The organism is Anaerostipes rhamnosivorans, assembly GCF_005280655.1.
In the GTDB taxonomy this organism is placed as follows: Bacteria; Bacillota; Clostridia; order Lachnospirales; family Lachnospiraceae; genus Anaerostipes; species Anaerostipes rhamnosivorans.
Map to the genome: position 1 here is coordinate 3200087 of NZ_CP040058.1, position 25622 is coordinate 3225708.

Sequence of the window (25622 nt, forward strand, 5' to 3'; positions counted from 1 at the left end):
GAAAACTCCTTAATTTTTTCCACAGCAGTTTTTGTATTTCTTTCCGCTTCCGCAAGGGCATGGATCATTTCTTCCGATCTTTTCCCCTTTCCTCTTATACGGAGTCTTGACACCGCTGTCATCTTTATTTGTACCTGTCACCTGGGCAACCTGTTCTTTTTCCACCTTCTGCTCAATCTCTACGTGGAACAGAGCACCGGTTGTCTCCTCCTGGATCGCCTTTGTCATCACATTAAACATCTCAAATCCGGCCATGCGGTATTCCACTACCGGATCCCTTTGTCCATATGCCTGCATACCGATCCCTTCCCTAAGCTGGTCCATATCGTCGATATGGTCCATCCACTTGCGGTCAATGACCTTCAAAAGAATGATGCGCTCGATCTCACGCAGGTCGTAGTCCTCAAACTCTTTTTCCTTCTGGGCGTACATCTCCACAGCTTCATCCTGCAGACGCTCAGCGAGCAGTTCCGGCTTTCCTGCCTGGATTTCTTCCTGACTCAGTTCAATCTTGCCAAACGGAATAATTGGCCGGAGCTCTGTATTCAGTGTATCCATATCCCATTCTTCCGGTGCGGCGTCCTCACTGGCACACTGGTTCACATATTCAGAGATGGTTTCCTTGATCATGTGTAGGACAGAGTCTTTCATGTTTTCACCGTCCAACACCCGGCGGCGTTCTTTGTACATGATCTCTCTCTGCTCATTGTTCACACGGTCATAGTCCAGCAGGTTCTTACGGATTCCAAAGTTGTTGTTCTCGATCTTCTTCTGGGCCTTCTCAATGGTCCTGCTGATGGATTTATGCTGGATCTCTTCTCCTTCTGGTATGCCAAGGGTGTTGTACACTGAGATCATACGCTCAGATCCGAACAGCCTCATCAAGTCATCTTCCAGAGACAGGTAGAATTTAGACTCACCTGGGTCTCCCTGCCGGCCTGCACGTCCGCGCAGCTGATTATCAATACGTCTGGATTCATGACGCTCTGTACCGATGATCTTAAGGCCGCCCAGATCAGATACTCCGTCAGCCAGGACAATATCAGTACCACGTCCTGCCATGTTGGTAGCGATGGTAACTGCACCAATCTCACCTGCATGGGAAATGATCTCCGCTTCCTTTTCATGGAACTTTGCGTTCAAGACATTGTGCTTGATGCCGCGTTTCTTGAGCATACGGCTCAGTTCCTCGGACATGTCGATGGTGATCGTACCAACCAGGACCGGCTGACCCTTGGCATGGGAGGCGGCAATCTCTTCCACGACCGCATTCATCTTTTCATGTTTTGTCTTATATATGGCGTCTTCATGGTCAACTCGCACCACTGGCTTGTTTGTCGGGATAACGACAACGTCCATGCCGTAGATTTCACGAAACTCCTGTTCCTCAGTCTCAGCAGTACCGGTCATTCCAGATTTTTTATCGTATTTGTTAAAGAAGTTCTGGAATGTGATCGTAGCCAGTGTCTTGGACTCTCTTTTTACCTTGACTCCCTCTTTTGCCTCAATGGCCTGATGAAGTCCGTCTGAATACCGTCTTCCAGGCATGATACGTCCTGTAAACTCATCGACGATTAGTACTTCGTCATCTTTTACCACATAATCTTTGTCGATGAACATGAGATTGTGGGCGCGCAACGCCAGAATGATGTTGTGCTGGATCGCAAGATTTTCCGGATCTGCCAGGTTATCAATGTGGAAAAATTCCTCCACCTTCTTTACACCCTGAGCAGTCAGGAGCACATGCTTATCCTTTTCGTTCACAAGGAAATCCCCATCTTCCTCGATATCCTCGTTCATGAGAATGTCCATCTTGGAAAGCTCTCCGTTGGAGGTACCGCGTTCCATCTGTCTTGCCAGGATATCGCAGGCGCGGTAAAGCTCTGTGGACTTCCCGCTCTGTCCGGAAATGATCAATGGAGTTCTGGCCTCATCAATCAGTACGGAATCGACCTCATCCACGATGGCATAGTGCAGGTCTCTCTGCACCAGATCTTCTTTTTCAATGACCATGTTGTCTCTCAAGTAGTCAAATCCTAGTTCATTGTTGGTGATATACGTAATGTCGCAGTTATAGGCAGCCCTGCGTTCATCATTTTCCATATCATTGGTAACAACACCAACGGAGACACCTAAGAAGTTATGAACCTGTCCCATCCATTCGGCATCACGGGTTGCCAGATAATCATTAACCGTTACAATGTGGACACCTTTTTCCTCCAGGGCATTCAGGTAAGCGGGAAGGGTGGAGACCAAGGTCTTACCTTCACCGGTACGCATCTCTGCGATTCTTCCCTGGTGGAGAATGATACCGCCGATCAGCTGAACACGGTAATGCTTCAGTCCGATGGTCCTTGCACTGGCTTCTCTGACAGCCGCGTAAGCCTCCGGCAGAAGATCGTCCAATGTCTCTCCTTTGCCCAGGCGCTCTTTAAATTCTACGGTTTTGTTTCTTAATTCCTCATCGGATAATTTCTGCATTGGTTCGTCCAATGCCTCGATTTTATCAACTATTCCACTGATACGCTTCAGCTCTTTGTCACTGTGCGAACCAAAAATTTTTCCTATCAAACTCATAGTTTCACTCCCAAATATTCAAATTCACATGTAATCTATGATATTGTAACACTTCTGGAATAGGGTGGCAACAAAAGCTTTTATCAAAGAGAACCCGCAATTATCAGCATACAAGTGGATTTTTCCCGTATTTAGAACAGCTTTTCTTACAAGCCGCCATAACAGGATTCTTCCTTATAAAATGTAAAACAGACAAGTTCACTTTGCTCGCATAATGGCCGCAGGGCTTTTTATCACAGGGAGAACTTTCCTATGAAAGAACAAAGCGGACAAGTCCGCTTCAACTCCCTAAATCCCTCAATCATGAGGGACTTGTTCCGCTTTGCGCGCCGATGTGCGGCTGCAAAAGCAGCCTTCCTTGGCACATCGTGCGCATCATGCCCGGAGGGCTTTTTTGTTCCATAGGGAGAACTTTCCTATGGAATAAAAAAAGGGAGCCTCAGCTCCCTAAAAAATCATACTTCCTAAAATTCTGGTTCGATTAGTCCGTATGTACTGCCTTTTCTCTTATATACTACATTCACTTCAAAAGTGTCGGCGTTACGGAATACGAAGAAATTGTGGCCCAGAAGATCCATCTGGATGCAGGCTTCTTCCACATCCATCGGCTTGATCGCGAACTTTTTGCTTCTGATAATACGAATCTCATCATCATCCACATCCTCGTCCTTGTCGATGAACTCCTGTTTTAATCCTGCGCCTTCGTATTTTTTACTCATCAAACGGGTTTTATATCTTCTGATCTGACGTTCGAGAATATCAATGACCAAATCAATGGATACATACATATCCGCACTATCTTGTTCTGCACGTATAATGTGCCCCTTCATAGGAATTGTTACTTCAATCTTTTGTCTCTCTTTTTGAACACTTAAAGTAACGATGATGTCAATGTCATCATTCAGGTACTTGTCAAGCCTGCCTAATTTCTCTTCTACTGCTGCCTTGATTCCTTCTGTTACTTCAATGTTCTTACCGCTAATAATGAAATTCATGGCTTCCAACTCCTTTACTATTTGATATTAATTATTATATCATATAGCTTTTCCATTGGAAACAAATCTTTTTATAAATTCTACACAAAACAGATGTTTCATTTTGTCGAATTTCTTTGCACTGTTTCGACCTTTGTCAACTGTGGATAATGTGGATAACTTTGTGTATAACTGTATTATTGCGAAGAACCGCTATTTTAGCCTGTGGATAAAATGTGATGTTTTTTTTCTGTATTTCTCGATTTAATACTTGAAAATACGACTCATATACAAATATGACAAAACAAACTTTTCCTCTTGATTTTTAAGTTTTTAGTATGCTCTTTCAATTGTCAGGCAATTCTAACTTTTGGAGATAATTCTCCACTGATACCACACAATTTGCCCCATCTGCGGCAGCAGTCACCACTTGGCGCAGATTTTTGGTCCTCTGGTCCCCACCTACAAAAATTCCTGGAATATTCGTCACTCCGTCTTCTCCGGCCACAATGTAGCCTCTTTCGTCCATTTTGAGTTCATCTTTTAGAAGCGTGCTCTGCGGAGCCGTCCCCACTGCGATAAATAATCCATCGACTTTCAGCGACTTATCCACATCGTTATGCACATCTTTGATGGAAATAGATTCTACTCTCTCATTTCCGTCGACTTTCGTCACGACAGTGTTCCAGATTACTTGAATTTTGTCGTTTTTCGTCACTTGATCTCTAAGGATCTTGGCGCCCCTGAACTCATCTCTTCTGTGGATCAGATACACTTTTTCACACATTCTGCTCAAAAACAGTGCATCCTCCAGCGCAACATCCCCGCCGCCTACCACAGCCACAGTTTTATTTCTAAAAAACGCTCCGTCACAGGTGGCACAGTAGGAAACACCCAGGCCAGTCAATTCTTCTTCTCCAGGGATTCCCAGCTTTCTGTGGGTAGCTCCTGTGGCAAGCATGACCGTCTTGGTCTTTAACACTTCTCCGTCCTTTAATATGATCTCTTTGACCGGCTGGTCATGTTTGATCTCCAGCACTTCCCCGGTCTTTACTTCTGCTCCCAGATCAGAAGCATGGTTGAAGAACTGATCTCCCAGATCCATTCCATTCATTTTTGGAAGCCCAGGATAATTATCAACTTCATAAGTCTGTACGATCTGCCCTCCTGACATAGCTTCTTTTTCTAATACGAGTACTTCAAGCATCGCTCTTTTTGCATAAATGGCTGCGGACATACCTGCCGGTCCCGCGCCGATAATGATCAAATCATAAATCTTCATAAGGAAACCCCTTTCTTTACTTGTCTGTTTTCCTTCTTATTATAACACATTCCTGTGTGGTCTTATTCTGCCATCTGCAATTTCAGCGCCCTGAGGATCTCCTGTTTATCTCTGGCTCCCACAAAGCTCTGTTCAATACTTCCGTTCTTAAATATCAGGATTGTAGGGATGGACATAACGCGGTATCTCACTGCCAGTTCCTGTTCCTCATCAACATTGATTTTTCCTACTTTTATCCCTTTTACTTCCTCTGCGATTGCGTCAATGACTGGTGACATCATCCGGCACGGTCCGCACCAGGTTGCCCAAAAATCGATGAGCACCGGCTCCTTTGAATTTAAAACTTCCTGCTCAAAATTTGCACTGGTTATTTTTAATACTGACATAATGGTCACTCCTTTTTATCAAAACATTATTTACTTTCTGATCCCATTATATCGCTTTTTGGAAATACTTCTGTGAGCAAGTCACAATCTGCCCTTTTTTTCTTCTTTTCTACAGATAAAAACAGACCGGCTATGGTGAGAAACGCCCCTGCTAAAGCTTTTACCGTCAGCACTTCTCCGAGTATCAGGACAGAGGTGATGATGGTCACCACCGGCACCATATAGATATAGACAGTTGTCTTCACTGCTCCCAGCCGTTTCACCGCCGTATTCCATGTCACAAAACAGATGGCGGAAGCTCCAATGCCTAGAAATAGAAGGTTCCCCATGTTTAAAGGTTCCAGGAACCGTTTTGTTTCCAGAGAAAAATCTGTAAAGAGCAGGACCGGCGACATAAACAAAAGGCCCCAGGCAAAACAGCGCCTTGTCGCCTGTATGATATTGTGGCCAAAGCTTCCGATCTTTTTTGTGAGCATGGAATAAGCCGCCCAGACAAACGCTGCCAGGACTGCCAGAAGATCTCCTTTGGGGCTCAGATGAAGAGCTGTATTCCCGCCGAAGGTGATCAGGCAGATCCCGCACATGGCAAGAAAAAAACCTAGAAAGAAACGCTTTCCAAGAGCCTTCTCTCCTGTCACAATCCTTGCCAGCAATGCCGTAAAGAACGGAGATACAGAAATAATGACTCCCACGTTGGAAGCCATAGTGTAGGTAAGTGCAATATTTTCAAATAAATAGTACAGAGTGATCCCACAAAGGCCGGCAGCGATAAAATACTTTTCTTCCTTCCATCCTCTTGTCTTCAATCTCTTTGGGTAAATGACAATCAGTACTAAGAAGCCGAGCAGAAACCGAAAAAAAAGAATCTCGATGGGCTGGAACTCACGGAGAAGGATCTTCGTTGATATAAATGTGGTACCCCACAGAAAAATGGTGGCCATAGCAAACAGATGGCCCTGTATGTATTTTTTGTCTTCCATAATAAAATTCCTCTCTACTGCAAAATATTTATGGTTTATAGCGGAGTCTTATCAATTTTCTGGATAAAAATCCGCTGGTACTGGGCAGGTGTCAAGCCGAACAGCCGCTTAAAGAAGTTGGTGAAGTGGCTCTGGTCAGAAAATCCAGTCATAGCTGCAGCCTCCGCCGGCTCCATCCCTTCTTCCAGGTAAAGCTTTGCCTGATTAATCCTGATCGATTCAAGGTACTGGTACGGTGTTATCTTTTTATATTTTGTAAAATACCGGATCAGGCTGTACCTGCTCACACCGGCGATCCCGCAGAGCTGCTCCAGAGAGACGTTCTCACTGTAATGCTCCTTAATATAATCACAGACATCGTTCAGCTTTTCCGTATCCGGCACCTGTACACCTCTCTTTTCAAATACTGCATATTCTGAGAGAAGCTGTTCCATCAGCAGATAAAAGTGTTCCTCCTTTTCAAATTCTTCCTTTCCCTCTGCCACCATCCGGTAGACCTCCCGGAGCAGCTCTGCCTTTGGACACTGGCGGATTACGGGTCTCACAAATTCCGGATAGCCGCTTTTTCCAGTGATCTCTTCTGCGATCTCTCTCATCCTTTCCCTCTTGATGTTAATAAACCTGCAGTTTAAAGGATAATCTCCAACCTGCTCGCAGGCATGGTTCTCCCTGTAATTAAAAAACAACAGATCTCCAGGCTCAATGAGAAATTCCTCTCCCCGGCATGTGACCTTCCTTATACCGCTCTCAATACATCCAATCACATAGTGGTCGTGAAAGTGATTGGGAAATTTCTGTTTCAGGCCATAAAAGCCATAAGCCTCAATATTTAATTGTTTGTCATAAAAAATTTCTCTTATTTCTTTCATAGTTTTAAGTTTAACACAAACTCTTCTCAAAAATCTTGCATGATATTGCAGAATACATTTAGATAATTCTCTAAATGTTCTTGCCTTTGTACTAATGCTGTGATACAATTCATTTAGATAAACTTCTAAATGATTCAGAGAGGAGGCACTGTGAGTTTTCAGGAAACATTTAAGGCATTGTCAGATTCCACAAGACGTGAGATATTAGACTTGCTGAAAGAAGGTTCCTTGTCGGCAGGAGAGATATGCAGCCATTTTGAAATGACAGGCGCAACCGTGTCCCATCATCTGAACATTTTAAAGAATGCAAATCTGATCACCGATGAGAAACAAGGAAAATATATTTATTACGAATTAAATTTATCTGTATTTGAAGAAGTGATCCACTGGTTTCAAAGTTTTAAGGAGGAAAAATAAATGAAACAATACAAACCTAGCATTTTACTGACAGCAGTCTCTCTTTTGCTTTCCTTCGTTGTATTCTCTTCCCTGCCGGAACAGATCCCTGCACATTGGAATGCACATGGGACCATCGACCGGTATGCTCCAAAGCTTACGATCTTTCTGTTTCCCGCTGTTATCTTTTTTCTGACAATACTTTTTCAAGTAATGAGAAAGACAGATCCTAACTCTGGTAATTACAAGAAATTCCAAAAGGAATATAACCGCTACAGCTTTGTCATCGGCCTGGTCTTCTTCGCCGTCCAAATTATGACAATAGCCGCTGCTTTCCGTATGAATATTAACGTAAATCTAATCTTTTGTCTCGGTATCGGTTCCCTGTTCATTTTTCTCGGGAATCTTCTGCCTAAGACAAAACATAATTACTTTATAGGTATCCGTACCCCATGGGCCCTGGCAGATGAACAGAACTGGTTCAGAACACATCGTTTTACCGGAAAGCTGTGGGTCCTGGGAGGATTTATGATCACCCTTGCTTCCTTAGCACCAGTTCCATTCCAGGTACCCGTTTTCCTCTCTGTACTGGCTGTCATGGTGCTCGCACCGTTTGTCTTCTCCTATATGGAGTTTTATAAAAAGCGCTGAAATCTTTATAAAAGCGTATAGAAGTAAAGCACACTGACTGCACCCAAGAGATACATGAACACATGTATCTCTTTTACTTTCCCAGCCGCCGCTTTCATGACCAGGTAAAACAGGATCGCTGTACAGATACCGTTGGCGATATTCCCAGCTAATACAGTGAACGCAACACACATAAATGCCGGCATACTTTCTGTTATATCATCATAGTGAATGTGTCTCATAGCCTCTAACATGCTGATCCCAATATAGATCAATACAGGCGCTGTGGCGGCAGATGGTATAATCAGAGCCGCCGGTGCAAAAAACAATGCCAATAGAAAAAAGATACTAGTAAACACGACGGTAAGGCCTGTCTTGCCCCCTGCCTCGATTCCCGCAGAGGATTCCAGGTATGTGGTCAGTCCCGGCATCCCGAACAGGGCCCCGAAGCTGGTAGCGGCAGCATCCACTTGGAAACATTTGTCGATACCGTCAAAGTTCCCGTTCTCATCTAAATATCCGGCTCTAGCTCCCACTCCCAGAATCGTTCCTACTGTTGCAAAAAAGTCCGGCACGAATAAAGCAATTAAAAACGGAAGATACAGCACATGCAGAGCTCCCAGAATATTAATATTAAAGAGCTGTCCTCCTATAGAAGCCGGCATGGAAATGATCTTTTCAGGGAGTTTTGTGACGCCCAGAGGCAGGCCAACAGCCGTGGCAGCCAGAATGGAAAGGATCATATCCCCCGGCACCCGTCTTGCTCTCAAGACCAAAAGCACAAGAAACCCAAGCACTGCGACAATAACCTCCGGCGATCCGAGGTTCCCAAAGGAAAGACTATTCTTAGACTGGTCTGCCACAATGAGTCCTGCTCCTTTGGCTCCGATCACTGCGATAAACAGACCGATCCCCGCACTGACAGCATATTTTAAACTGGCTGGAATCGCACGGACGATTGCCTCCCTGAGTCCAAGGAAGGTAATCAAAAGAAACAATATCCCACTCCAGAAGACAACACCGCCTGCAATCTTTACGGGTACCTGTTCTCCTGCGATCATAGCGGCCACGATCCCGGCGCTGCTGAGTCCCGGAGCCAGAGCAAACGGCCGGTTTGTGTAAAACGCCATAGCAAGGGTTGTAACCACAATAAGCATCACCATGATCGTCATCATCACATGCTTATCTACCCCTGTTATTTCCAGCATGTTTGGTATTGTTGCCAGTGCGTAAGCCATGGTGACGAACACTGTGATCCCGGCCAAAAATTCTGTCTTGATATCTGTATGATTATTCTTCAAATGAAATTGTTTTTCGATCCAGTGTTTCATAAGAATCCTCCTTTTGCTTTTCAGGAGATATTCTTTCCATATTGGGGAATCTTCATTCAGAGCGGCCTCATGATCACTTCCTTTGTTTTAATCCTGCCGCTGAAAGTCTGGTCATGCTCCACAAACAGAAGGGTCGGACAGCTGTTTAGCAGCAGCTCTTCAATCTGCATCCGTGAAAACACGTCAATAAAATTCAGAGGTTCATCCCAGATATACAGGTGTGCTTCCTCGCACAAGCTTCTGGCGATCAATACTTTTTTCTTTTGTCCCTCGCTGAATTCCTCGATTCTTTTCTCAAACTGAAGCCTTGAAAAGTCTAATTTTCTAAGAATCGCCTTAAACAGGCTCTCATCAATCCCATATTCGTATGCGTAATCTCTCAGATTCCCCCTTAGTCCGTCCGTGTTCTGGGGGACATAGGATATTTTCAGTCCTTTTGCAACGTATAATGCCCCTGTATAAGAAATCTTTTCCCCCATCAAAAGCTTCAAAACACTGGATTTTCCGCATCCGTTGTGTCCGGTAAGAGCGATCCGGTCGCCCTGCTCCACAGAAAAACTCAGATGCTCTGCCACTGTCCTGTCTCCGTAGGAGATCGCTGCATCCTTAAACTCTGCCAGCCTTCTGGCATGATGGGCCAGCGGTGACAGCTTCAAGCAGTCCATAGTTTCAATATTTTTAAGCAGCTTTGATTTCTCTTTGACTGCCTCCTCCTTTCTCGTTACAGAGGCTTTTGACCTCTTCATCATTTTTGCGGCTTTATGGCCGATAAAGCCCCGGTCAGGGCGCAGACCCGAATTTCTGGTTCCCCGTTTGGTCTTTTCCACTTCCCGTGACCACCCGGCTGTTCTTTTCTGTGCATCCGAAAGCCTTCCGATCTCTTTTTTCAGTTTTTCATTCTCCGCCATTTCAAATTGGTCGTTGAGCATCTTATTTTGATACCAGGAAGTAAAGTTCCCCTTCTGCACCTCAATATTTGTTTTATTGATGGATAAAATATGATCTATACACTCATCCAAAAAGGTCCGGTCATGTGACACGAGAATGAATCCCTTCTTTGATTTCAGGTATTCTGCCACCTTCCTCCTGGCATTGGCATCCAGATGATTGGTAGGCTCATCAATGAGCAAAAAGTGATTTTCCTTAGCAAACAATGCTGCCAACAGCACTTTTGTCTGTTCCCCGTTGGAAAGACTCCCAAACGTCCGGTACAGCACTTCATCTGAGATATCCAGCAGCGACAGTTCCTTCATGATCTTCCACAGCTCATACTGCGGATCAATTCTATCCAGTACATCAATTGTCATCTGTTCTGGTTCCTCCACCTGAAACGGGAAATAGTCGAATTCCATACCAGATTGAATGGACCCCTGATATTCATATTCTCCCATTAATAGCTTCAGAAATGTTGTCTTTCCCCGTCCGTTCCGCCCGGTAAGCCCCAGTCTCCAGCCTGTATCAATCTGGAACGAAACATGCTCAAAAATATAATCAAAACTTGTATCGTATGAAAATGTCAAATTTGAAATTTGTATCAATGACATATATAGCACCTCCTTAATTTCCTTCTATTCTTTTCCAATGAGGAATCCCACTTGTGGGATTCTCGCGGAGCATTTTTTATTCCATAGAGGAAACTTTTCTATGGACTAAAAAAACCTGCAGGAAAGAATCTTCCTGCAGGTTTGCATACAAAAATATCAGGCACGCCGGGCGTACATTGACATTACTCTATATAGCAGCAGTCTGGATGATCTTTCTTGCAGAATGCATAAAACCAGAAGGTCTCCCTCCTTGTTTATGCAGATTCATTTTTAGCAAGAAATAATAATCATCCTTCCACCTCGTCTCTTAATAATAACTTTAGTATAAAATAAATCCGGTCTCTTGTAAACCATTAATTATAGGCAACCAGCAATATGACAAGTACCGCTGTGAGGATCCCTGCCGCTGCGGCGATCCATGTGACAGCCGTCTTTGCGGTCTGTTCGTTCCCTCTGCATAGAAAAACCAAGATCTTATAGCAAAGAATTCCTGCAAGCCCGCCCAGACAATTTAATATCACATCATCAAGATCGGTGGCCCCGATCGCTGCCGCATACTGAAATGACTCAAAAAACACACTCAGGGCGAAAATGACGGCAAGGCTTTTTACGGCCTTTTTCTTTTTCATGTAAAACATTAGATAAATACCCAGCGGAACAAATAAAATGATGTTCCCATAGATATTCAGATCCCCGATCCCCGAGGATGCGAAGATCTGCTTGAATGGGACCAGGTTCAGGGATCTTGCGTAGTATCTTCCGGACCGGAACAGCTGCCAGGGCTGTACATATTTAAATAAAATATTTTCAAACAAAAAAACAAGATAAAAAACGAATACACCGTTAAAAATAGTATTTCTAAGTTTACTTTCTTTTTGCCTTCCCATAAAGCTACCCCCTTTTCTATAATATTAGGGTACCAAAAAAGACAAAAGAAAAAACTTCAAAATTCTTATTTATTTCTGACAATTAGCTGATAGGTGTCTATATCCAGGTAGGTTCCGAACTTATACCCAGCCTCCCTGACCGTGCCGCAGAAATCAAACCCAAAGCTTTCATGAAGCTTCTGGCTGGCTTTATTTCCTCCCGTGATGACAGAGACTACTGTGTGGATATCTTTTCGGCTCTTTGCTTCCAAAAGAATTGCTTCCATGAGCGCTGTGCCGATCCCCCTGCCTCTGTACCTGCTGTCCAGATAGACGGACAATTCCACGGTGGCGTCAAACGCTTTTTTCTCCCTGTAAGAAGACAGGCTTGCATAGCCGACAACACTTCCATTCGTCTCATAAACAAGCAGCGGGTGGTTTCCCTTATGCTCTTCCATCCACGCTGCCCGGTCTTCTAATGACTTCTCTTCCAAGTCAAAGGTGGCGGCTGAATTGGCCACCACCTCATTATAAATCTGTGTGATCCTTTTTACGTCATCTTTGTGTGCTTTTCTGATCATATCCGGTTCCTTTTCTGTCTCAGATATCAATGGATTCAATATTTTCGTTCTCCAGCAGCCGCTTAATCGCATCATACATATTAAAGCTGTCAGGCAGCTTCACATCAAGCCTCACCTTAATACTTTCTTCGCCCATCTTTTCCACCGAAATGTTCAGAATCTCTATAGACTCCTCACGGATCGTCTCCTGGATCATCTTAACAGCATTAGGGCTATTGGGCAGCTTTAGGGTAATGACTTCAACAGTCGGGGTCTTGATCCACTTAAAATCCCTGTGCAGGATCCACTGTACAATGATGAGCAGGATTGTACTGAAAATCCCGATCACATAGAGACCGCCTCCCACGGACATTCCCACACCCACGGTAGCCCAGATTCCTGCCGCTGTGGTCAGGCCGCTGACACTCTGGTTATGTACAAAGATAATGCCTGCACCCAGAAAGCCGATGGCTGTCACCACTCCCGCCGCAATCCTGGATGGATCTAATCCAATATTATGCATCGCTAAAATGTCGTTAAACCCATACTTAGAAATGATCATCATCAATGCAGCAGCCAGGGATACAATCACATGGGTCCTGATGCCGGCGGTCTTAAGCCTGTTGGTCCGCTCATAGCCGATACATGCGCCGCAGACAGCGGCCAGAAGGATCCTCCCGCTGTACTCCAGCTGTAAAATAAGGCCTGTCATATGCATCACACTTCCTTCCCTACTTCTTTTATTAAGTATACCGCATTGCACGTAGTGCGTCCACCCGAAGGGTATAAAATACGGGGTGCCCTGTGGGTATACCGCATTGCACGTAGTGCGTCCACCTGAAAGGAATAGAATAAGGGGTGATCTGAATTATTCCTCTGTAAGTTTCCTTATCACCCTGCATGGGTTTCCGGCTGCCAGCACTCCTGCCGGCAGGTCCTTTGTCACGACACTCCCCGCTGCAACGACTGTTCCGTCGCCGATGGTCACTCCTGGGACCACGGTCACATTTCCGCCGATCCATACGTTATTTCCCACATGGATCGGATATGCATATTCAAGACCTTCATTCCGCTGTTTCACGTCAAATGGATGCCCCGCTGTATAGAAAGAACAATTTGGAGCGACAAAGACATCATGACCGAATGTGACCTTCGCCCCATCCAGTATGGTGCAGTTATAGTTCAGATAACAGCGCTCCCCAATCTCGATATTGTGCCCATAGTCACACAGAAAGGGCTGCTCTATTACAAACTCCCCCTCTGTCTTTCCGAGAATCTTCTTCATAAGCTCCGTTCTTTTCTCCACTTCACTGGGCATCAGACGGTTATATTCCGCGCACAAGTCTTGGCATTCAAGTCTTTCTGCCTTTATATCTTCATCATAGTTGGCATCGTACAGCATCCCCAGGGCTGCTTTTTCCTTTTCTGTCATCGTGATTTCCTCCTGTCATCTTCCTTCCACTGCATCATAAAATTCTTTTGCATACTCTACAGTCCCATGGTACTGCCCTATTTCTTTACCAAGGCCGCATACCATAAAATTTTCGTTCGGCACTTGAAATGGATCTTTGATTCCATAATCTTTCGCTCTTTTATATCCAGCCTTTGGATAGTAATCCTCAATTCCCACAACGATAGAGATTCCGTATCCCATTTGAGCTGCAATTTTATGGCCTTCCTTTATCAGCCTCATTCCGATGCCTCTATTCTGGTATTTCGGCAGTACGGAAAGAGGTGCCAGAGCAAGTTCTATCTTATCATCGATTCTTATTTCCGTAAACATGATATGTCCCGCGATTTTACCGTCTTCCTCAGCAACAAGAGAAAGTTCCGGCACAAAAGCACTGCTTTTTCTCAGTGCTTCCACAAGATCCTGTTCATTGCCGTCCGCATGCTCCGCTGTCTCAAATGCAGCTTTCACAAGTTCATAGACCTCAGCATAGTCTTTTTTTTCTTCTTTTCTGATCCTCATATCATACTCCTTTCAAACAATCTATTGTTATTCTTCTGACTTAATGACAAGATCATCCCGGTATCGTTTTCCCATCTTATGCCTTGCTTTTCTGTTCTCCACGGAATCGAATATGATAGAGAAATCATATTCCTCCGGATAAAGCTTGGATGCTGCAACTTTTAATTTGAGCCGTTTATGGCTGTACAGCTTTTTTTCTTTTTTTATCTGCACTAAAACCTGGCCGTTTTCATCCGACGGCTTCACTACGATCCCGATCTGTCCATCGGGCAGAACTGTCACGCTGTCACCGGTAACAAATTTTCTACCCTTCTCCCTCTTTTCCTTTTTAGGCTGTATTTTCTGTATGGAAGGGGACTTTTCTCTTCTGATTTCTTCTTCCCTGTCACTTAACTGCAATGTGCCGAGAACATTCTCACATTCCTCTCCATAAGCCTCTCTGGCCGCTTCACAGAGCATCCTGCCCGGAAAGCCAAGACGTTTCGCTATATATAATGCACAGCTTTCTCCTGCCTCCCCTACCGTCAGCCGGTACAAAGGTTTCAGAGTTTCCCGATCAAACTCCATCCTTGCATTCACCACTTCCGGATACCGGTCTGCGTATTCTTTTACTTCGGGATAATGGGTGGTTACCAGAAATAATGCTCCGCTGTTTCTCAATTCTTCGAGGATTGCCACTGCGATTCCCATTCCTTCCGCCGGGTCGGTCCCGGAACCCAGTTCATCTAATATGACAAGACTGTCTTTCTGAATTCTTTTTAATATTTCCAGAACATTCTTGATGTGTGCTGAAAAGGTAGACAGATTATCAGATATATTCTGTCCGTCTCCAATATCACAGAGGATCTCATTCTGCATACAGAGTTCTGCACATTCACAGGGAACATGAAGCCCGGAGCATGCCATTGCGCTCATTAAGGCGACAGTCTTAATTGCTACCGTTTTTCCGCCTGTATTCGGTCCTGTTATGATGACTCCGCGGTTCTCTCTTCCTATTTCAAAGTCTAACGGCACACAGGTTTCCCCTGACAGCATTGGATGCCTGGCTTTCTTAAGCCTGATGTAATGTTCTGTATTGATCTCAGGTTCCACTGCATTCATTTCAAGGCTCAGGCGTCCCTTGGCAAATATAAAGTCAAGCTTTTCGATCACGCGAATATCTTCTTTCAAGGCTTCCTCATTCTGTGCTGCCAGGCTCGTCAGGCTGTAAAGGATTCTTCTTTCTTCCGAATCCTCCTCAATTTGATAAAGTTCCAGTTCCTCTCTGAGCCCTGCAACCGAAGCAGGCTCCACAAAGATAGTGGCACCGGTGGAAGACTGGTCAACTGCGCTTCCCAAAACCATATTTCTGCATTTTTTACGGACAGGAATACAATACCTTCCGTTTCTTTTCACTACAAATGCATCGCTCAAATACGTTTTATTTGCCCTCAGTGCTTTTTCAGCTTTCTCTCCGATTTTCTCACTGAGCAGAAGCATCTGCTTTCGGATGTCTTTCAGGTACGGTGACGCATAGTCATCTACCCTTCCATTTCTGATACACTGCCTGATCTCCTCTTTCAAGTCATCCAGGGATTCTAAATTCTGGTTATAAAAAGCCAGGCTGATTTGTTCAGCCTCCCCTTTCTTAAGGTAGATCTTCAGCCGTGCGACAGAATTTAAGAACATACATAATTCTTCCAATTCTTCCGGTAGGAGCAGTGCCCCCGCAGCTGCTTTTTTTATATATTCTTCCATATGATCCATGGCTGGGAGAGGTGGTGTTCCATATGTCTCCACCATTCCTCTTGCCTGGGATGTGTCATTTATATGTTTCCTCAGCTTCAGTTCAGACAATAAAGGCAGCATCCGGCCGATCCGTTCCTTTGCGCCCGCAGAAAATGCATAGTCTTTTAGCTGCTCTAATATCTGATGATATCCCAATGTTGTCAATGATTTATTTTTCATGATAGATTCCTTTCTCAGTCAAGGCAGAATGATGCCTATATTATCATAGTTTAATTTCCTGAAATAAAATAAAGATCACAGATACATTGCCCCGAAACCGGCACATTCCCTGTGATCTTTTAACGAAAGAAGTCTAAATTAAAAGAATAAAAAAACACAGCATTACACAGCTATGTTCCAACATCTCTTACCATCTATATAAAGCGTATGAAACGGGTTTGTAAGGCAAAATATCAGATCAGTCTGCTTTATATGCAGGCTGACAAAAAACAGACCGGCATATCCATACCTGTCGTCCCTGATCATTATTTTATTTTTCTGCAATGCTCATTCCAGAAACCCGTAACACCAAGACACCTCATTTCATTTCTTATTTTTTGTTTATTATAGTCTTTGCTTTTCATATTGTCAACATCCATTTTTATCCTGACACGCATTGTCAGGGTTTGTCTAAGCATGATCAGGAAATAAAAAAACAGCCTCCTTTAAGTCTCTATCATATCAGACAGTTCTAAAGGAGACCGCTATAAGAATCAAAACAACAACCTAAGAAGTTTAAAGAATTACTTAGCATTCAAATAATTATTATGAGCTAAATCTGTCAGTTCTTCAGATACTTTATCAAAATCAAATCCTGTATTAGCCTTTTTAAACACCTCATATTTATCACTGTCTATCTCTTCAAATCCTGTATATGCACCGGCTAACATTCCCGCAATACAAGCAATCGTATCGGTATCTCCGCCAATATTTGCGCCGCCGATGATTGTTTTCAATACATCTCCGGAACTTGCTAAAAAAAGGCCAATGGCACATGCAGCAGAACTTTGAATAGATCCGTCATTTCCAACACTTCTTTCCAATCTTTCCATCGCTTCGTCCATTTGATCTGAGGTTAAAGCAATTTCTATACTTTTAACGATTTTTTCATAAACTGCAAATCCCGGAGCAATTCTGGCTTCTTCCCTTCCAATTTCTTCTCCACGTTTCGCTCCGTAAAGACAAGCTTTTATAATAGAATATAAATCAGAATCTTCCATTAAAGCATTTGAGATTCCGCATGCAATTGCACATGCCCCCGAATATCCATGCTGTGTTCCATGGGACGGCTTAGTCATAGTAATTGCAACTTCTATGGTTTTTTCCAAATTTCCAGGAAACAGCAATCCCGCCGGAGCAATTCTCATCGCTGCACCATTAGAAGTACCACGGTCATATGTTCCGCCCGTTTTCCCCAATTCAACAGGATCTTTGCCTGATTTTAAGTCCTCTATCAAATATCTTGTTGTTGGTCCTGCATTTCTTGGATAATACTTCGGATATTTTTCCGACCATTCTATCAAAGCATTTGCTGCATCATTTACCGTAAAATTTCCTTTAGATTTAATGACTGCCAATGCCATTTCATACATCTGAGATGTATCATCTGTAACTTCACCCATCAGGTTATCTTTCACATAAAGATTTAAACTTGGATCTATAAAATCAGTAATTGGTCCCCCATAGTTTTTAATAATTTCATCTCTGCTCCAAGCCTCTGAAGGCGCCCCCATTGCATCTCCCATTCCCGCAGCTACTAAAGTCCCTTTAATCTTGTTATATAAATATTGTTTTTCCATAAAATCTATCTCCTTCTTATACAATTTCTGCTGTGTAAGCTTCTAATTCTTTCTTTTGTTTTTCTTCGATTGCCTTGTCAACTCCAAAGAAATAGGTTAATAAAAATGTCACGGAACAACCAACTAATGTTCCTATCATCAACCCTGTAAATCCTTTGCCAAAGAAAGCCGGCAACGTATATATACCAAACATAACCGGAGCGGTAATCCCTGCTCCACATGCTCCTGTAATAGCTCCTCCTACTGCGCCTCCTACTAATACAAAGTAGAAAGGCTTTCTATATTTTATATTTACCCCATACATTACCGGTTCAATTACTCCGCCGGAGAGTAAACTTGTTACTGTTAAAGATAATGCATTCTCCCGAACCACTTTATTTTTAACTTTTAATGCAACGGCAAGTCCTGCTGCAATTTGACACATTATACTAGGAGCAAACGCAACTGTAACTCTGTCCACTCCCAAACTATTTATATTCGGGAACTGAATCAATGTCAGTACCAGCCAGTGCATACCAACAATTATGATTACTTGCCACAGTCCTCCGATTACTGCACCAGACAGCAATGGACTAAACTGATATAAACTATTGAATAAATTTACTAATATAGCACCGCCCCAATTCCCAATCGGTCCAATAATTAAGATTGCAATCGGCATTGTAATAATCAAAGCGATCACAGATGAAAATACTGTCTTAAATAGTTTTGGCAGTAATTTATTTAATAATTTTTGAACATATGATAACAAAAGTATTGTCAGAATTGGCGGCAATATACTTCCGGTATAATTTATATTCGGAACATTAATCCCCAAAAATGAAACCTGTTCATTTGCCTTGAATAATTCCATAAAACCTGGATGCAGCAAAAATCCGGTTAACATCAAAGCCAGTGCCTTATTAGCCTTAAATCTTTCCGCTGCGGACCACGCCACAAGAAACGGAAGGAAATAGAAAAAAGAATCTGATAATGTATTGACCAACTGATAAGTAGTGCTTTCCGGTGACGCACCCATAAATTTCGCTAAGACCAAAATTATTTTTAAAAATCCCATACCCTGCATCGCAGGAATTAATGGTGTAAAGATTGATGCTAATATGCTGAACAATTGATCTAAACGCCCCAAAATACTCTTTTTATCTTCCCCCTGATTTGTATCAGCAACACCTTTTTTAGTACCATTCAAATCATAATTACTAATAATATCTTCAAATACATTTGCCACATCTTGTCCAATAATAACTTGATACTGACCCCCGGAATATAATGAACTTGTTACTCCGTCCAAATTATCAATGGTATCTTTATTTACTTTTTCTTTCTCTTTAAGAACAAACCTTAATCTTGTTACACAGTGCGTTAATGAATTGATATTTTCCACACCACCTACATTAGAAATAATGTTCTTACTTAATTCACTTGCTGACATCATGTTCACCTCCATTTTTGAATGTAACTTGTATACATAAATGATTTTTATTGTTTACATCTTTATCCCCCCTTATAATTGACATCAATTAAATAAAAAAGCCTCAAGGCAGCAAATGATAAATATACTAATATCTATCATTGGTAATGCCTCAAGGCAGAGTTACAATCCAATGCGGAAAAATACATAAATTTTAGGGTAATACGTGACATGCGTTCTTTAGTTATTTAAAATCCTATTGATATGAACCAATAGATATAATTGATCCTCTTCGCTGTATTTCCAGTTTAATATTTTTTTTAAATAGCTCTCTATTTTCTGAAAACATTTATACGTATCCGGAGATTGAGCTTTTATAGATTCAAGAAGCAATTTCGTAGAATCTGAAACTTTCTCTTTTGGTTCTTTCACACGCTGTACAAAATACTTTAAGTGAATAACAAATCTGGAATAGTCAATGCTGTCCTGATCAATTTCAAAATCAAAGCTTTCTTCTACAATTTTGGTTATTTCTTTAAGAAGCTTCGTAACTTTTATTGTATTATTCATATCATTTTGCATACCTTCTGCATTGATAATATGCAGTGCAATACTTGCTGCCTCCCCTTTCGGAAAGCGAATCTGTAAATCCTCCTCTATCATATCCAGAGCTTTATATCCAATCTCCATTTCTGTTTTATATAAATATTTGATATCATTGGTTAACGGATTCGTAACATCTATGAATTCCTTTAATCTTATGACAGCAAAATTAATGTGATCGGCTAACATAAATGCCAGACTTGGATTTAGTTCACAACCGACTTTACTTCTTGCATAATCAACAATTTTAGATGAAACATTAAAAATATCTTCAGGAATTTCAGATAATAATTCCAAATAACTTGAATCAATATCATAAAAAGTTTTACTTATCAAAGATGAGTCTTTTAATTCGTAAGGAATTTCGTGGAATCCAATTCCTTTCCCGAAAATCACTACTTCTTTTCCCTTAGGATCTACCCCTAATACAACGTTGTTATTAATTTTTTTAGTAATCCTCACAAAAAAGCCCCCCCTCTTCTTAAATTAAATAAATTTTATGCTTATCTATTCACTCTTGGTATACTTTATCACTTCTGACTTACTGCGCCTTACTTCTTTCCCTATATTTTCAAACTCCAATTTAAAATCTCCAGTATTTGTTATAATCATCGGCGTAGTTAGATTCACCGTCTTTTCTTTCATAAATTTCCTGTCGATTCTAACTAATGGTGTTCCTAATTCTACCTTTTGATCGGTCTTAACGAATACTTCAATGCCTTCCCCATTAAGTTCCACAGTATCTAATCCAATGTGAATTATTATTTCAATCTCTTCACTTTTTATGCCAATTGCATGAGAAGTATCCGCAACCATAACTACTGTCCCGTTACATGGAGAACATATCATGTCATCCTCATAAATGAATGCCACACCATCCCCTATCATTCTCTCTGAAAACACTTTATCCGGAACTTCTGATAAATCTATACACTTTCCATTGACCGGTGACATAATAACACCATCTAAATTTTTATTCTTTTTAAAAAAGTTAAACATTTTTCCCCTTTCCACAAATAAAAAAACTCTTCTCAGCATACCTAATAAACTAAAGGTAATGCCTCGAAGAGTTACAATCCTATCAATATCATCATTATAACATCTTATTAAAAATAGTCAATATATTTTCACAGATTTGACAAGGAAATATCGACTGAAGTGAAAAGTTTATTTCCACTTTGAATAGGGCAAAGTAGATTTTAGTCTTACACCTTCTTCCACTTTCATAAATGTTGCATTTAGTCTTACAATTATGATACCTGACAGCCATTGGAAAGGCAGGTATCTTTATGTGTGAAACAAATTCATTTTCTCATTTAACTTTGGAAGAAAGACGTTTTATCTTAACTGGCATTACCAACGGCTCTTCAAAAACAGCTATCGCACAAACCATCGGCAAAGACAAATCTACTGTCGGCAAGGAAATCAAGCTGCATCGGGTTCTTACTCACAAGTGCAAGATGCCCATTTGGATTACAGGACAACACTGATTGATTCCCGTCAGGGCGTTAATCTTACTATTCAGGGAAGGAAAAGTAATCGCTGAGACCATTGCCCCTTTACTGAAACAGGGCATTAACCTGCCCGAAACCATTCTCGGTACTGAAGTATTTAGAAAGTATGTCCATGTGCTCCTTACCGACAGAGGTTCTTAATTTACATATGCCGATGCTATGGAAACAGGTTCTGATGGCACAAAGCGTACCCTTGTGTTCTACTGCGATCCGATGCAGTCCGGTCAGAAAGGCACCCTTGAAAACAAACATATCGAATTGCGGTATATCCTTCCAAAAAGGACAGACCTGAAATCTTTGGGGCTTACCAGCCAGGAAGATTTGAACCTTGTTCTCAGTCATATTGATTCAGCTTTTGTAGAAAAAATTCCACTTTTTTCTTAACGTTTTTCAAAGTGTAAATAAACTTTTCACTTCAGCTGTTTTAGTATCCTAATTCTTATTGAATTTAATATCTTGTTATGTTATAGATAGAAAAGGAACAACCGCCCACAAGAGGTTGACCTATAAGTTTAGTTAAAGAACCGCCCTTACTCGCCGAACTACAAGGGCGGTTTTGCCATGTAGAACTACTTACAAAACGTAAAATATAATAAGAACCCTTGAAAACATTACGTTTTCAAGGGTTTTAATAATTCTCTTATAATAGTTCTTATCGTTTGGAGAACTGTGGTGCACGACGTGCAGAACGTAAACCTGGTTTCTTTCTTTCTTTCATACGAGGATCTCTGGTTAAGTATCCTGCTTTCTTTAATACCGGGCGGAAGTCTCCGTCTACCTGTAATAAAGCTCTGGAGATACCATGACGGATTGCTCCGGCCTGACCTGTAAATCCACCGCCGATAACATTAACTAATACATCGTATTTTCCAAGAGTGTCTGTAGCAACCAATGGCTGGCGTACGACTACTTTTAATGTCTCTAATCCTAAATATTCATCAATATCTCTTTTATTGATTGTGATTTTTCCTGTTCCTGGTACTAAATATACTCTAGCGATACTGCTTTTTCTTCTACCAGTTCCGTAATATTTTGCTGTAGCCACTTAATCGTCCTCCTTCTTAATACTTGATCTCTAATGCTTTTGGCTGCTGAGCCTGGTTGTTGTGCTCTGCGCCTGCATATACATGAAGTTTCTTAATCATTGCTCTTCCTAAAGGACCTTTTGGAAGCATACCTTTTACTGCAAGATAGATAACGTCTTCAGGCTTTTTTGCCATTTTTTCTTTTAAAGTTGTTTCTTTCATTCCACCTACATAATCAGAGTGATTGTAGTAGATCTTCTGGTCTAATTTCTTTCCTGTTACCTGGATTTTATCTGCGTTCACAACGATAACATTGTCGCCTGTGTCAATATGAGGAGTATAAGTCGGCTTATTCTTGCCTCTTAAAACTTTTGCGATCTCTGATGCTAAACGTCCTAATGTATGTCCTGTGGCGTCAACTACATACCATTCTCTTTCAATTGTTGATGGGCTTGCCATAAAGCTCTTCATGGTTCTTCCTCCTAAATTTCTCAATCAATGTGTCTTCTATATAAAATACTCCCTCCGGGGCATTGGGGTAAGCATTTTCTTTTATGTCACATTTTCATATTATATAACACTGACCGGGGTGTGTCAATAAATTTCATCCAAAAAATATCAAACAAATCTGACAGGCCTGCCTGTTCATCAGCCGCAGTGATTCTGCTCCGCGTATTTTTTAATATTGGAAACATTGCAGTGCGTCTCGAACTGTTCCCCCCGCAGTACGACCAAGGATGGAGCCTGCATGATGCCGTATTCCTGCACCAGTTCCTGATGTTCCTCCGCATCCACGATCTCAAACGGAATCTGCGACTCTTTCAGCACTTCCCCGGCCATGCGGCAGTTGGGACAGGTTTTTGTGGTAAACAAAAGCATCTTTTGGGCTTCCTCGATCTTCTTTTCTGCCTCAGAGGCAATGCTTACATCCTTTTTCGGAATGCTGGAGGCCTTCAGGCTGGAGTGCTCTACATCATACAGCTTTCTCTCCTTATATTCCTGTGCCTTTCCATCGTTCCAATTCTGGACCGGACGGTAATAACCGGTAATCCTGCTGTACACCTCAGTCTTTTCTCCGCAATCCGGGCACTCGTAGACCTCTCCGCTCAAATATCCATGGTTTCTGCACACAGAATAGGTCGGTGAGATCGTATAATAAGGAAGCCGGTAATTTTCAGCAATCTTTTTCACTAATGCCGCGGCAGCTTTCCAGCCCGGAAGCTTTTCTCCCAGGAAGGTGTGGAAGACAGTCCCTGATGTATATAATGTCTGTAATTCGTCCTGAATATCCAGAGCATCAAAAACATCATCCGTGTATCCCACCGGCAGATGGGAGCTGTTTGTATAGAACGGTGCTCCTCCTTCTTCCGAAGCCGTGATGATATCCGGATAATCTGCCACATCATGCTTTGCCAGACGGTATGTGGTGGATTCCGCCGGTGTTGCCTCAAGATTGTAGAGATCTCCGTATTTCTCCTGATAATCAGACAGACGGTTTCTCATATGGTTTAACACTTCTTTTGCAAATTTCTGCGCCTTTTCTTCCGTAAGGTCCGCTTTGATCCAGCCGGCGTTCAGACCTGCTTCGTTCATACCGATCAATCCTATGGTTGAAAAATGGTTGCCGAAGGAATCTAAATAACGTTTTGTATAAGGATAAAGCCCTTCATCAAATAACTTGGTGATAATGGTTCTCTTGATCTTTAAAGATCTTGCAGCCACATCCATCAGATGATCCAGTCTGTGGTAAAATTCTTTTTCGTCTTTAGACAGATAAGCAATCTTAGGCAGATTGATGGTGACTACCCCCACAGATCCGGTACTCTCTCCGCTGCCGAAGAATCCTCCGGCTTTTTTCCTAAGTTCCCTTAAATCCAGTCGCAGACGGCAGCACATACTGCGCACATCGCTGGGCTGCATTTCGCTGTTGATATAATTAGAAAAATAAGGTGTGCCATACTTGGCTGTCATCTCAAATAACAGGCGGTTGTTTTCCGTGTCAGACCAGTCAAAATCCCTGGTGATGGAATATGTAGGGATCGGGTACTGAAATCCACGCCCGTCGGCATCTCCCTCGATCATAACTTCGATGAACGCCTTGTTCACCATATCCATCTCCTTTTTGCAGTCTTTATACCTAAAGTCCATCTCTTTTCCGCCTACGATAGCAGGCAGTTCCGCCAGATCATCCGGAACCGTCCAGTCCAGGGTTATGTTGGAGAATGGAGCCTGAGTTCCCCAGCGGCTTGGGATATTCACCCCAAAGATAAAGGACTGCACACACTTTTTCACTTCATAGTAGGATAGATCATCTGCCTTCACAAAAGGTGCCAGATAGGTGTCAAAAGATGAAAACGCCTGGGCTCCGGCCCATTCGTTCTGCATGATTCCAAGAAAGTTCACCATCTGATTGCAGAGTGTAGAAAGATGCTTTGCCGGAGCGGAGGTAATCTTTCCACGCACGCCTCCAAGCCCTTCCTGGATCAGCTGCTTTAAAGACCATCCTGCACAGTATCCTGTCAGCATAGAAAGATCGTGAATATGAATGTCAGCATTTCTGTGGGCATCTGCGATCTCATCATCATAAATCTCGGACAGCCAGTAGTTCGCTGTGATAGCGCCGCTGTTGCTCAGGATCAGGCCGCCGACGGAGTAAGTCACGGTGGAATTCTCTTTTACACGCCAGTCACTGGCTTTTACATAGCTGTCCACCAGTTCTTTATAGTCTAAAATCGTAGACTTCATGTTCCTGATCTTTTCCCTCTGTTTCCTGTATAAGATATACCCCTTGGCAACATCCGCATAACCTGCCTGGATCAATACGGACTCCACGCTGTCCTGGATATCCTCCACGGCAATCACATCATTCTTAACCTTCGGCTCAAAATCAGCCGTAACCTTTAAAGCCAGCAGGTCGATCACGCTGGGATGGTACTGTTTTTCTTTGGCCTCAAATGCCCTTGTGATGGCAGTTGTTATTTTCCGGATATCAAACTCTGCCTCTGTCCCGTCTCTTTTTATTACATAATACATGACAATTACACCCCATTCTTTCTATATTCAATACTTAGAATTATATCACCTTGTGAAACAAAGTCAATATATTGTATCTTTATTTATCTCCATGCACAATATA

24 protein-coding genes are annotated in these 25622 nt (G+C 42.4%); 3 read left to right on the forward strand and 21 right to left on the reverse strand.

Features of this window, described 5'->3' with window-relative positions; genetic code table 11:
* Nucleotides 1-9 precede the first annotated feature (9 nt).
* From secA to AR1Y2_RS15780, 6 genes are all read right to left on the reverse strand, one after another.
* The gene (secA, locus tag AR1Y2_RS15755) at nucleotides 10-2577 is read right to left on the reverse strand and encodes a preprotein translocase subunit SecA (RefSeq protein ID WP_137329820.1); all 2568 of its coding nucleotides are present in this window, start codon (nucleotides 2575-2577) and stop codon (nucleotides 10-12) included.
* A 464-nt stretch (nucleotides 2578-3041) separates the two neighbouring features.
* Nucleotides 3042-3572 (reverse strand): ribosome hibernation-promoting factor, HPF/YfiA family, encoded by a 531-nt coding sequence (gene hpf, locus AR1Y2_RS15760; RefSeq protein ID WP_137329821.1) that lies wholly within the window; start codon nucleotides 3570-3572, stop codon nucleotides 3042-3044.
* Between the two features lie 325 nt (nucleotides 3573-3897).
* Nucleotides 3898-4833, reverse strand: a complete 936-nt coding sequence (trxB, locus tag AR1Y2_RS15765; RefSeq protein WP_137329822.1) for a thioredoxin-disulfide reductase — start codon at nucleotides 4831-4833, stop codon at nucleotides 3898-3900.
* Between the two features lie 62 nt (nucleotides 4834-4895).
* Nucleotides 4896-5219, reverse strand: a complete 324-nt coding sequence (gene trxA, locus AR1Y2_RS15770) for a thioredoxin (RefSeq protein ID WP_137329823.1) — start codon at nucleotides 5217-5219, stop codon at nucleotides 4896-4898.
* Between the two features lie 26 nt (nucleotides 5220-5245).
* Nucleotides 5246-6199 (reverse strand): DMT family transporter, encoded by a 954-nt coding sequence (locus AR1Y2_RS15775; protein ID WP_137329824.1) that lies wholly within the window; start codon nucleotides 6197-6199, stop codon nucleotides 5246-5248.
* Between the two features lie 35 nt (nucleotides 6200-6234).
* Nucleotides 6235-7068 carry an AraC family transcriptional regulator gene (locus AR1Y2_RS15780; protein ID WP_137329825.1) on the reverse strand — a complete coding sequence of 278 codons (834 nt, stop codon included), beginning with the start codon at nucleotides 7066-7068 and terminating at the stop codon, nucleotides 6235-6237.
* A 150-nt stretch (nucleotides 7069-7218) separates the two neighbouring features.
* Between AR1Y2_RS15780 and AR1Y2_RS15785 the strand changes: the two genes are divergently transcribed.
* A complete protein-coding gene (locus AR1Y2_RS15785) occupies nucleotides 7219-7485 on the forward strand; it encodes an autorepressor SdpR family transcription factor (RefSeq protein ID WP_137329826.1) in 267 nt (88 codons plus the stop codon).
* A complete protein-coding gene (locus AR1Y2_RS15790) occupies nucleotides 7486-8115 on the forward strand; it encodes an SdpI family protein (RefSeq protein ID WP_137329827.1) in 630 nt (209 codons plus the stop codon).
* Nucleotides 8116-8120: 5 nt separating this feature from the next.
* Here the strand turns inward: AR1Y2_RS15790 and AR1Y2_RS15795 are convergent, their stop codons facing one another.
* The 12 genes from AR1Y2_RS15795 to AR1Y2_RS15850 form a co-directional block, all read right to left on the reverse strand.
* Nucleotides 8121-9425 (reverse strand): NCS2 family permease, encoded by a 1305-nt coding sequence (locus AR1Y2_RS15795; RefSeq protein WP_137329828.1) that lies wholly within the window; start codon nucleotides 9423-9425, stop codon nucleotides 8121-8123.
* Between the two features lie 56 nt (nucleotides 9426-9481).
* Nucleotides 9482-10969 carry a ribosomal protection-like ABC-F family protein gene (gene abc-f / locus AR1Y2_RS15800; RefSeq protein WP_137329829.1) on the reverse strand — a complete coding sequence of 496 codons (1488 nt, stop codon included), beginning with the start codon at nucleotides 10967-10969 and terminating at the stop codon, nucleotides 9482-9484.
* Between the two features lie 353 nt (nucleotides 10970-11322).
* Complete coding sequence (locus tag AR1Y2_RS15805; protein ID WP_137329830.1) at nucleotides 11323-11856, reverse strand: VanZ family protein; 534 nt, start codon at nucleotides 11854-11856, stop codon at nucleotides 11323-11325.
* A gap of 65 nt (nucleotides 11857-11921) precedes the next feature.
* The gene (locus tag AR1Y2_RS15810) at nucleotides 11922-12455 is read right to left on the reverse strand and encodes a GNAT family N-acetyltransferase (protein ID WP_330554809.1); all 534 of its coding nucleotides are present in this window, start codon (nucleotides 12453-12455) and stop codon (nucleotides 11922-11924) included.
* On the reverse strand, nucleotides 12436-13107 hold the full coding sequence (locus AR1Y2_RS15815; protein ID WP_330576940.1) for an MgtC/SapB family protein: 672 nt from the start codon (nucleotides 13105-13107) through the stop codon (nucleotides 12436-12438). The genes AR1Y2_RS15810 and AR1Y2_RS15815 overlap by 20 nt, the downstream gene beginning before the upstream one ends.
* Before the next feature lie 156 nt (nucleotides 13108-13263).
* A complete protein-coding gene (locus AR1Y2_RS15820) occupies nucleotides 13264-13827 on the reverse strand; it encodes a sugar O-acetyltransferase (protein WP_137329831.1) in 564 nt (187 codons plus the stop codon).
* Between the two features lie 15 nt (nucleotides 13828-13842).
* Nucleotides 13843-14367, reverse strand: coding sequence for a GNAT family N-acetyltransferase (locus AR1Y2_RS15825; RefSeq protein WP_137329832.1), 525 nt, complete (start codon nucleotides 14365-14367; stop codon nucleotides 13843-13845).
* A gap of 27 nt (nucleotides 14368-14394) precedes the next feature.
* Entirely contained in the window at nucleotides 14395-16314 is a 1920-nt protein-coding gene (locus AR1Y2_RS15830; RefSeq protein ID WP_137329833.1) for an endonuclease MutS2, read from the reverse strand.
* 563 nt (nucleotides 16315-16877) lie between these two features.
* Nucleotides 16878-17933 carry an ADP-ribosylglycohydrolase family protein gene (locus tag AR1Y2_RS15835; protein ID WP_137329834.1) on the reverse strand — a complete coding sequence of 352 codons (1056 nt, stop codon included), beginning with the start codon at nucleotides 17931-17933 and terminating at the stop codon, nucleotides 16878-16880.
* A gap of 16 nt (nucleotides 17934-17949) precedes the next feature.
* Nucleotides 17950-19368 carry a PTS transporter subunit EIIC gene (locus AR1Y2_RS15840; protein ID WP_243118783.1) on the reverse strand — a complete coding sequence of 473 codons (1419 nt, stop codon included), beginning with the start codon at nucleotides 19366-19368 and terminating at the stop codon, nucleotides 17950-17952.
* A gap of 216 nt (nucleotides 19369-19584) precedes the next feature.
* On the reverse strand, nucleotides 19585-20409 hold the full coding sequence (locus tag AR1Y2_RS15845; protein ID WP_137329836.1) for a PRD domain-containing protein: 825 nt from the start codon (nucleotides 20407-20409) through the stop codon (nucleotides 19585-19587).
* A gap of 45 nt (nucleotides 20410-20454) precedes the next feature.
* Nucleotides 20455-20961 (reverse strand): PTS sugar transporter subunit IIA, encoded by a 507-nt coding sequence (locus AR1Y2_RS15850; protein ID WP_243118784.1) that lies wholly within the window; start codon nucleotides 20959-20961, stop codon nucleotides 20455-20457.
* 275 nt (nucleotides 20962-21236) lie between these two features.
* Between AR1Y2_RS15850 and AR1Y2_RS15855 the strand changes: the two genes are divergently transcribed.
* Entirely contained in the window at nucleotides 21237-21437 is a 201-nt protein-coding gene (locus AR1Y2_RS15855; protein WP_137329837.1) for a helix-turn-helix domain-containing protein, read from the forward strand.
* Between the two features lie 676 nt (nucleotides 21438-22113).
* On the opposite strand, the gene rpsI is transcribed toward AR1Y2_RS15855, so the two are convergent.
* The 3 genes from rpsI to AR1Y2_RS15870 all read right to left on the reverse strand — a co-directional run bounded on the left by rpsI (nucleotide 22114) and on the right by AR1Y2_RS15870 (nucleotide 25519).
* Nucleotides 22114-22506 carry a 30S ribosomal protein S9 gene (gene rpsI / locus AR1Y2_RS15860; protein ID WP_006568524.1) on the reverse strand — a complete coding sequence of 131 codons (393 nt, stop codon included), beginning with the start codon at nucleotides 22504-22506 and terminating at the stop codon, nucleotides 22114-22116.
* A gap of 16 nt (nucleotides 22507-22522) precedes the next feature.
* Nucleotides 22523-22957, reverse strand: coding sequence for a 50S ribosomal protein L13 (rplM, locus tag AR1Y2_RS15865; RefSeq protein WP_006568523.1), 435 nt, complete (start codon nucleotides 22955-22957; stop codon nucleotides 22523-22525).
* Nucleotides 22958-23134: 177 nt separating this feature from the next.
* Nucleotides 23135-25519 (reverse strand): ribonucleoside triphosphate reductase, encoded by a 2385-nt coding sequence (locus tag AR1Y2_RS15870; protein WP_137329838.1) that lies wholly within the window; start codon nucleotides 25517-25519, stop codon nucleotides 23135-23137.
* Nucleotides 25520-25622: the final 103 nt, after the last annotated feature.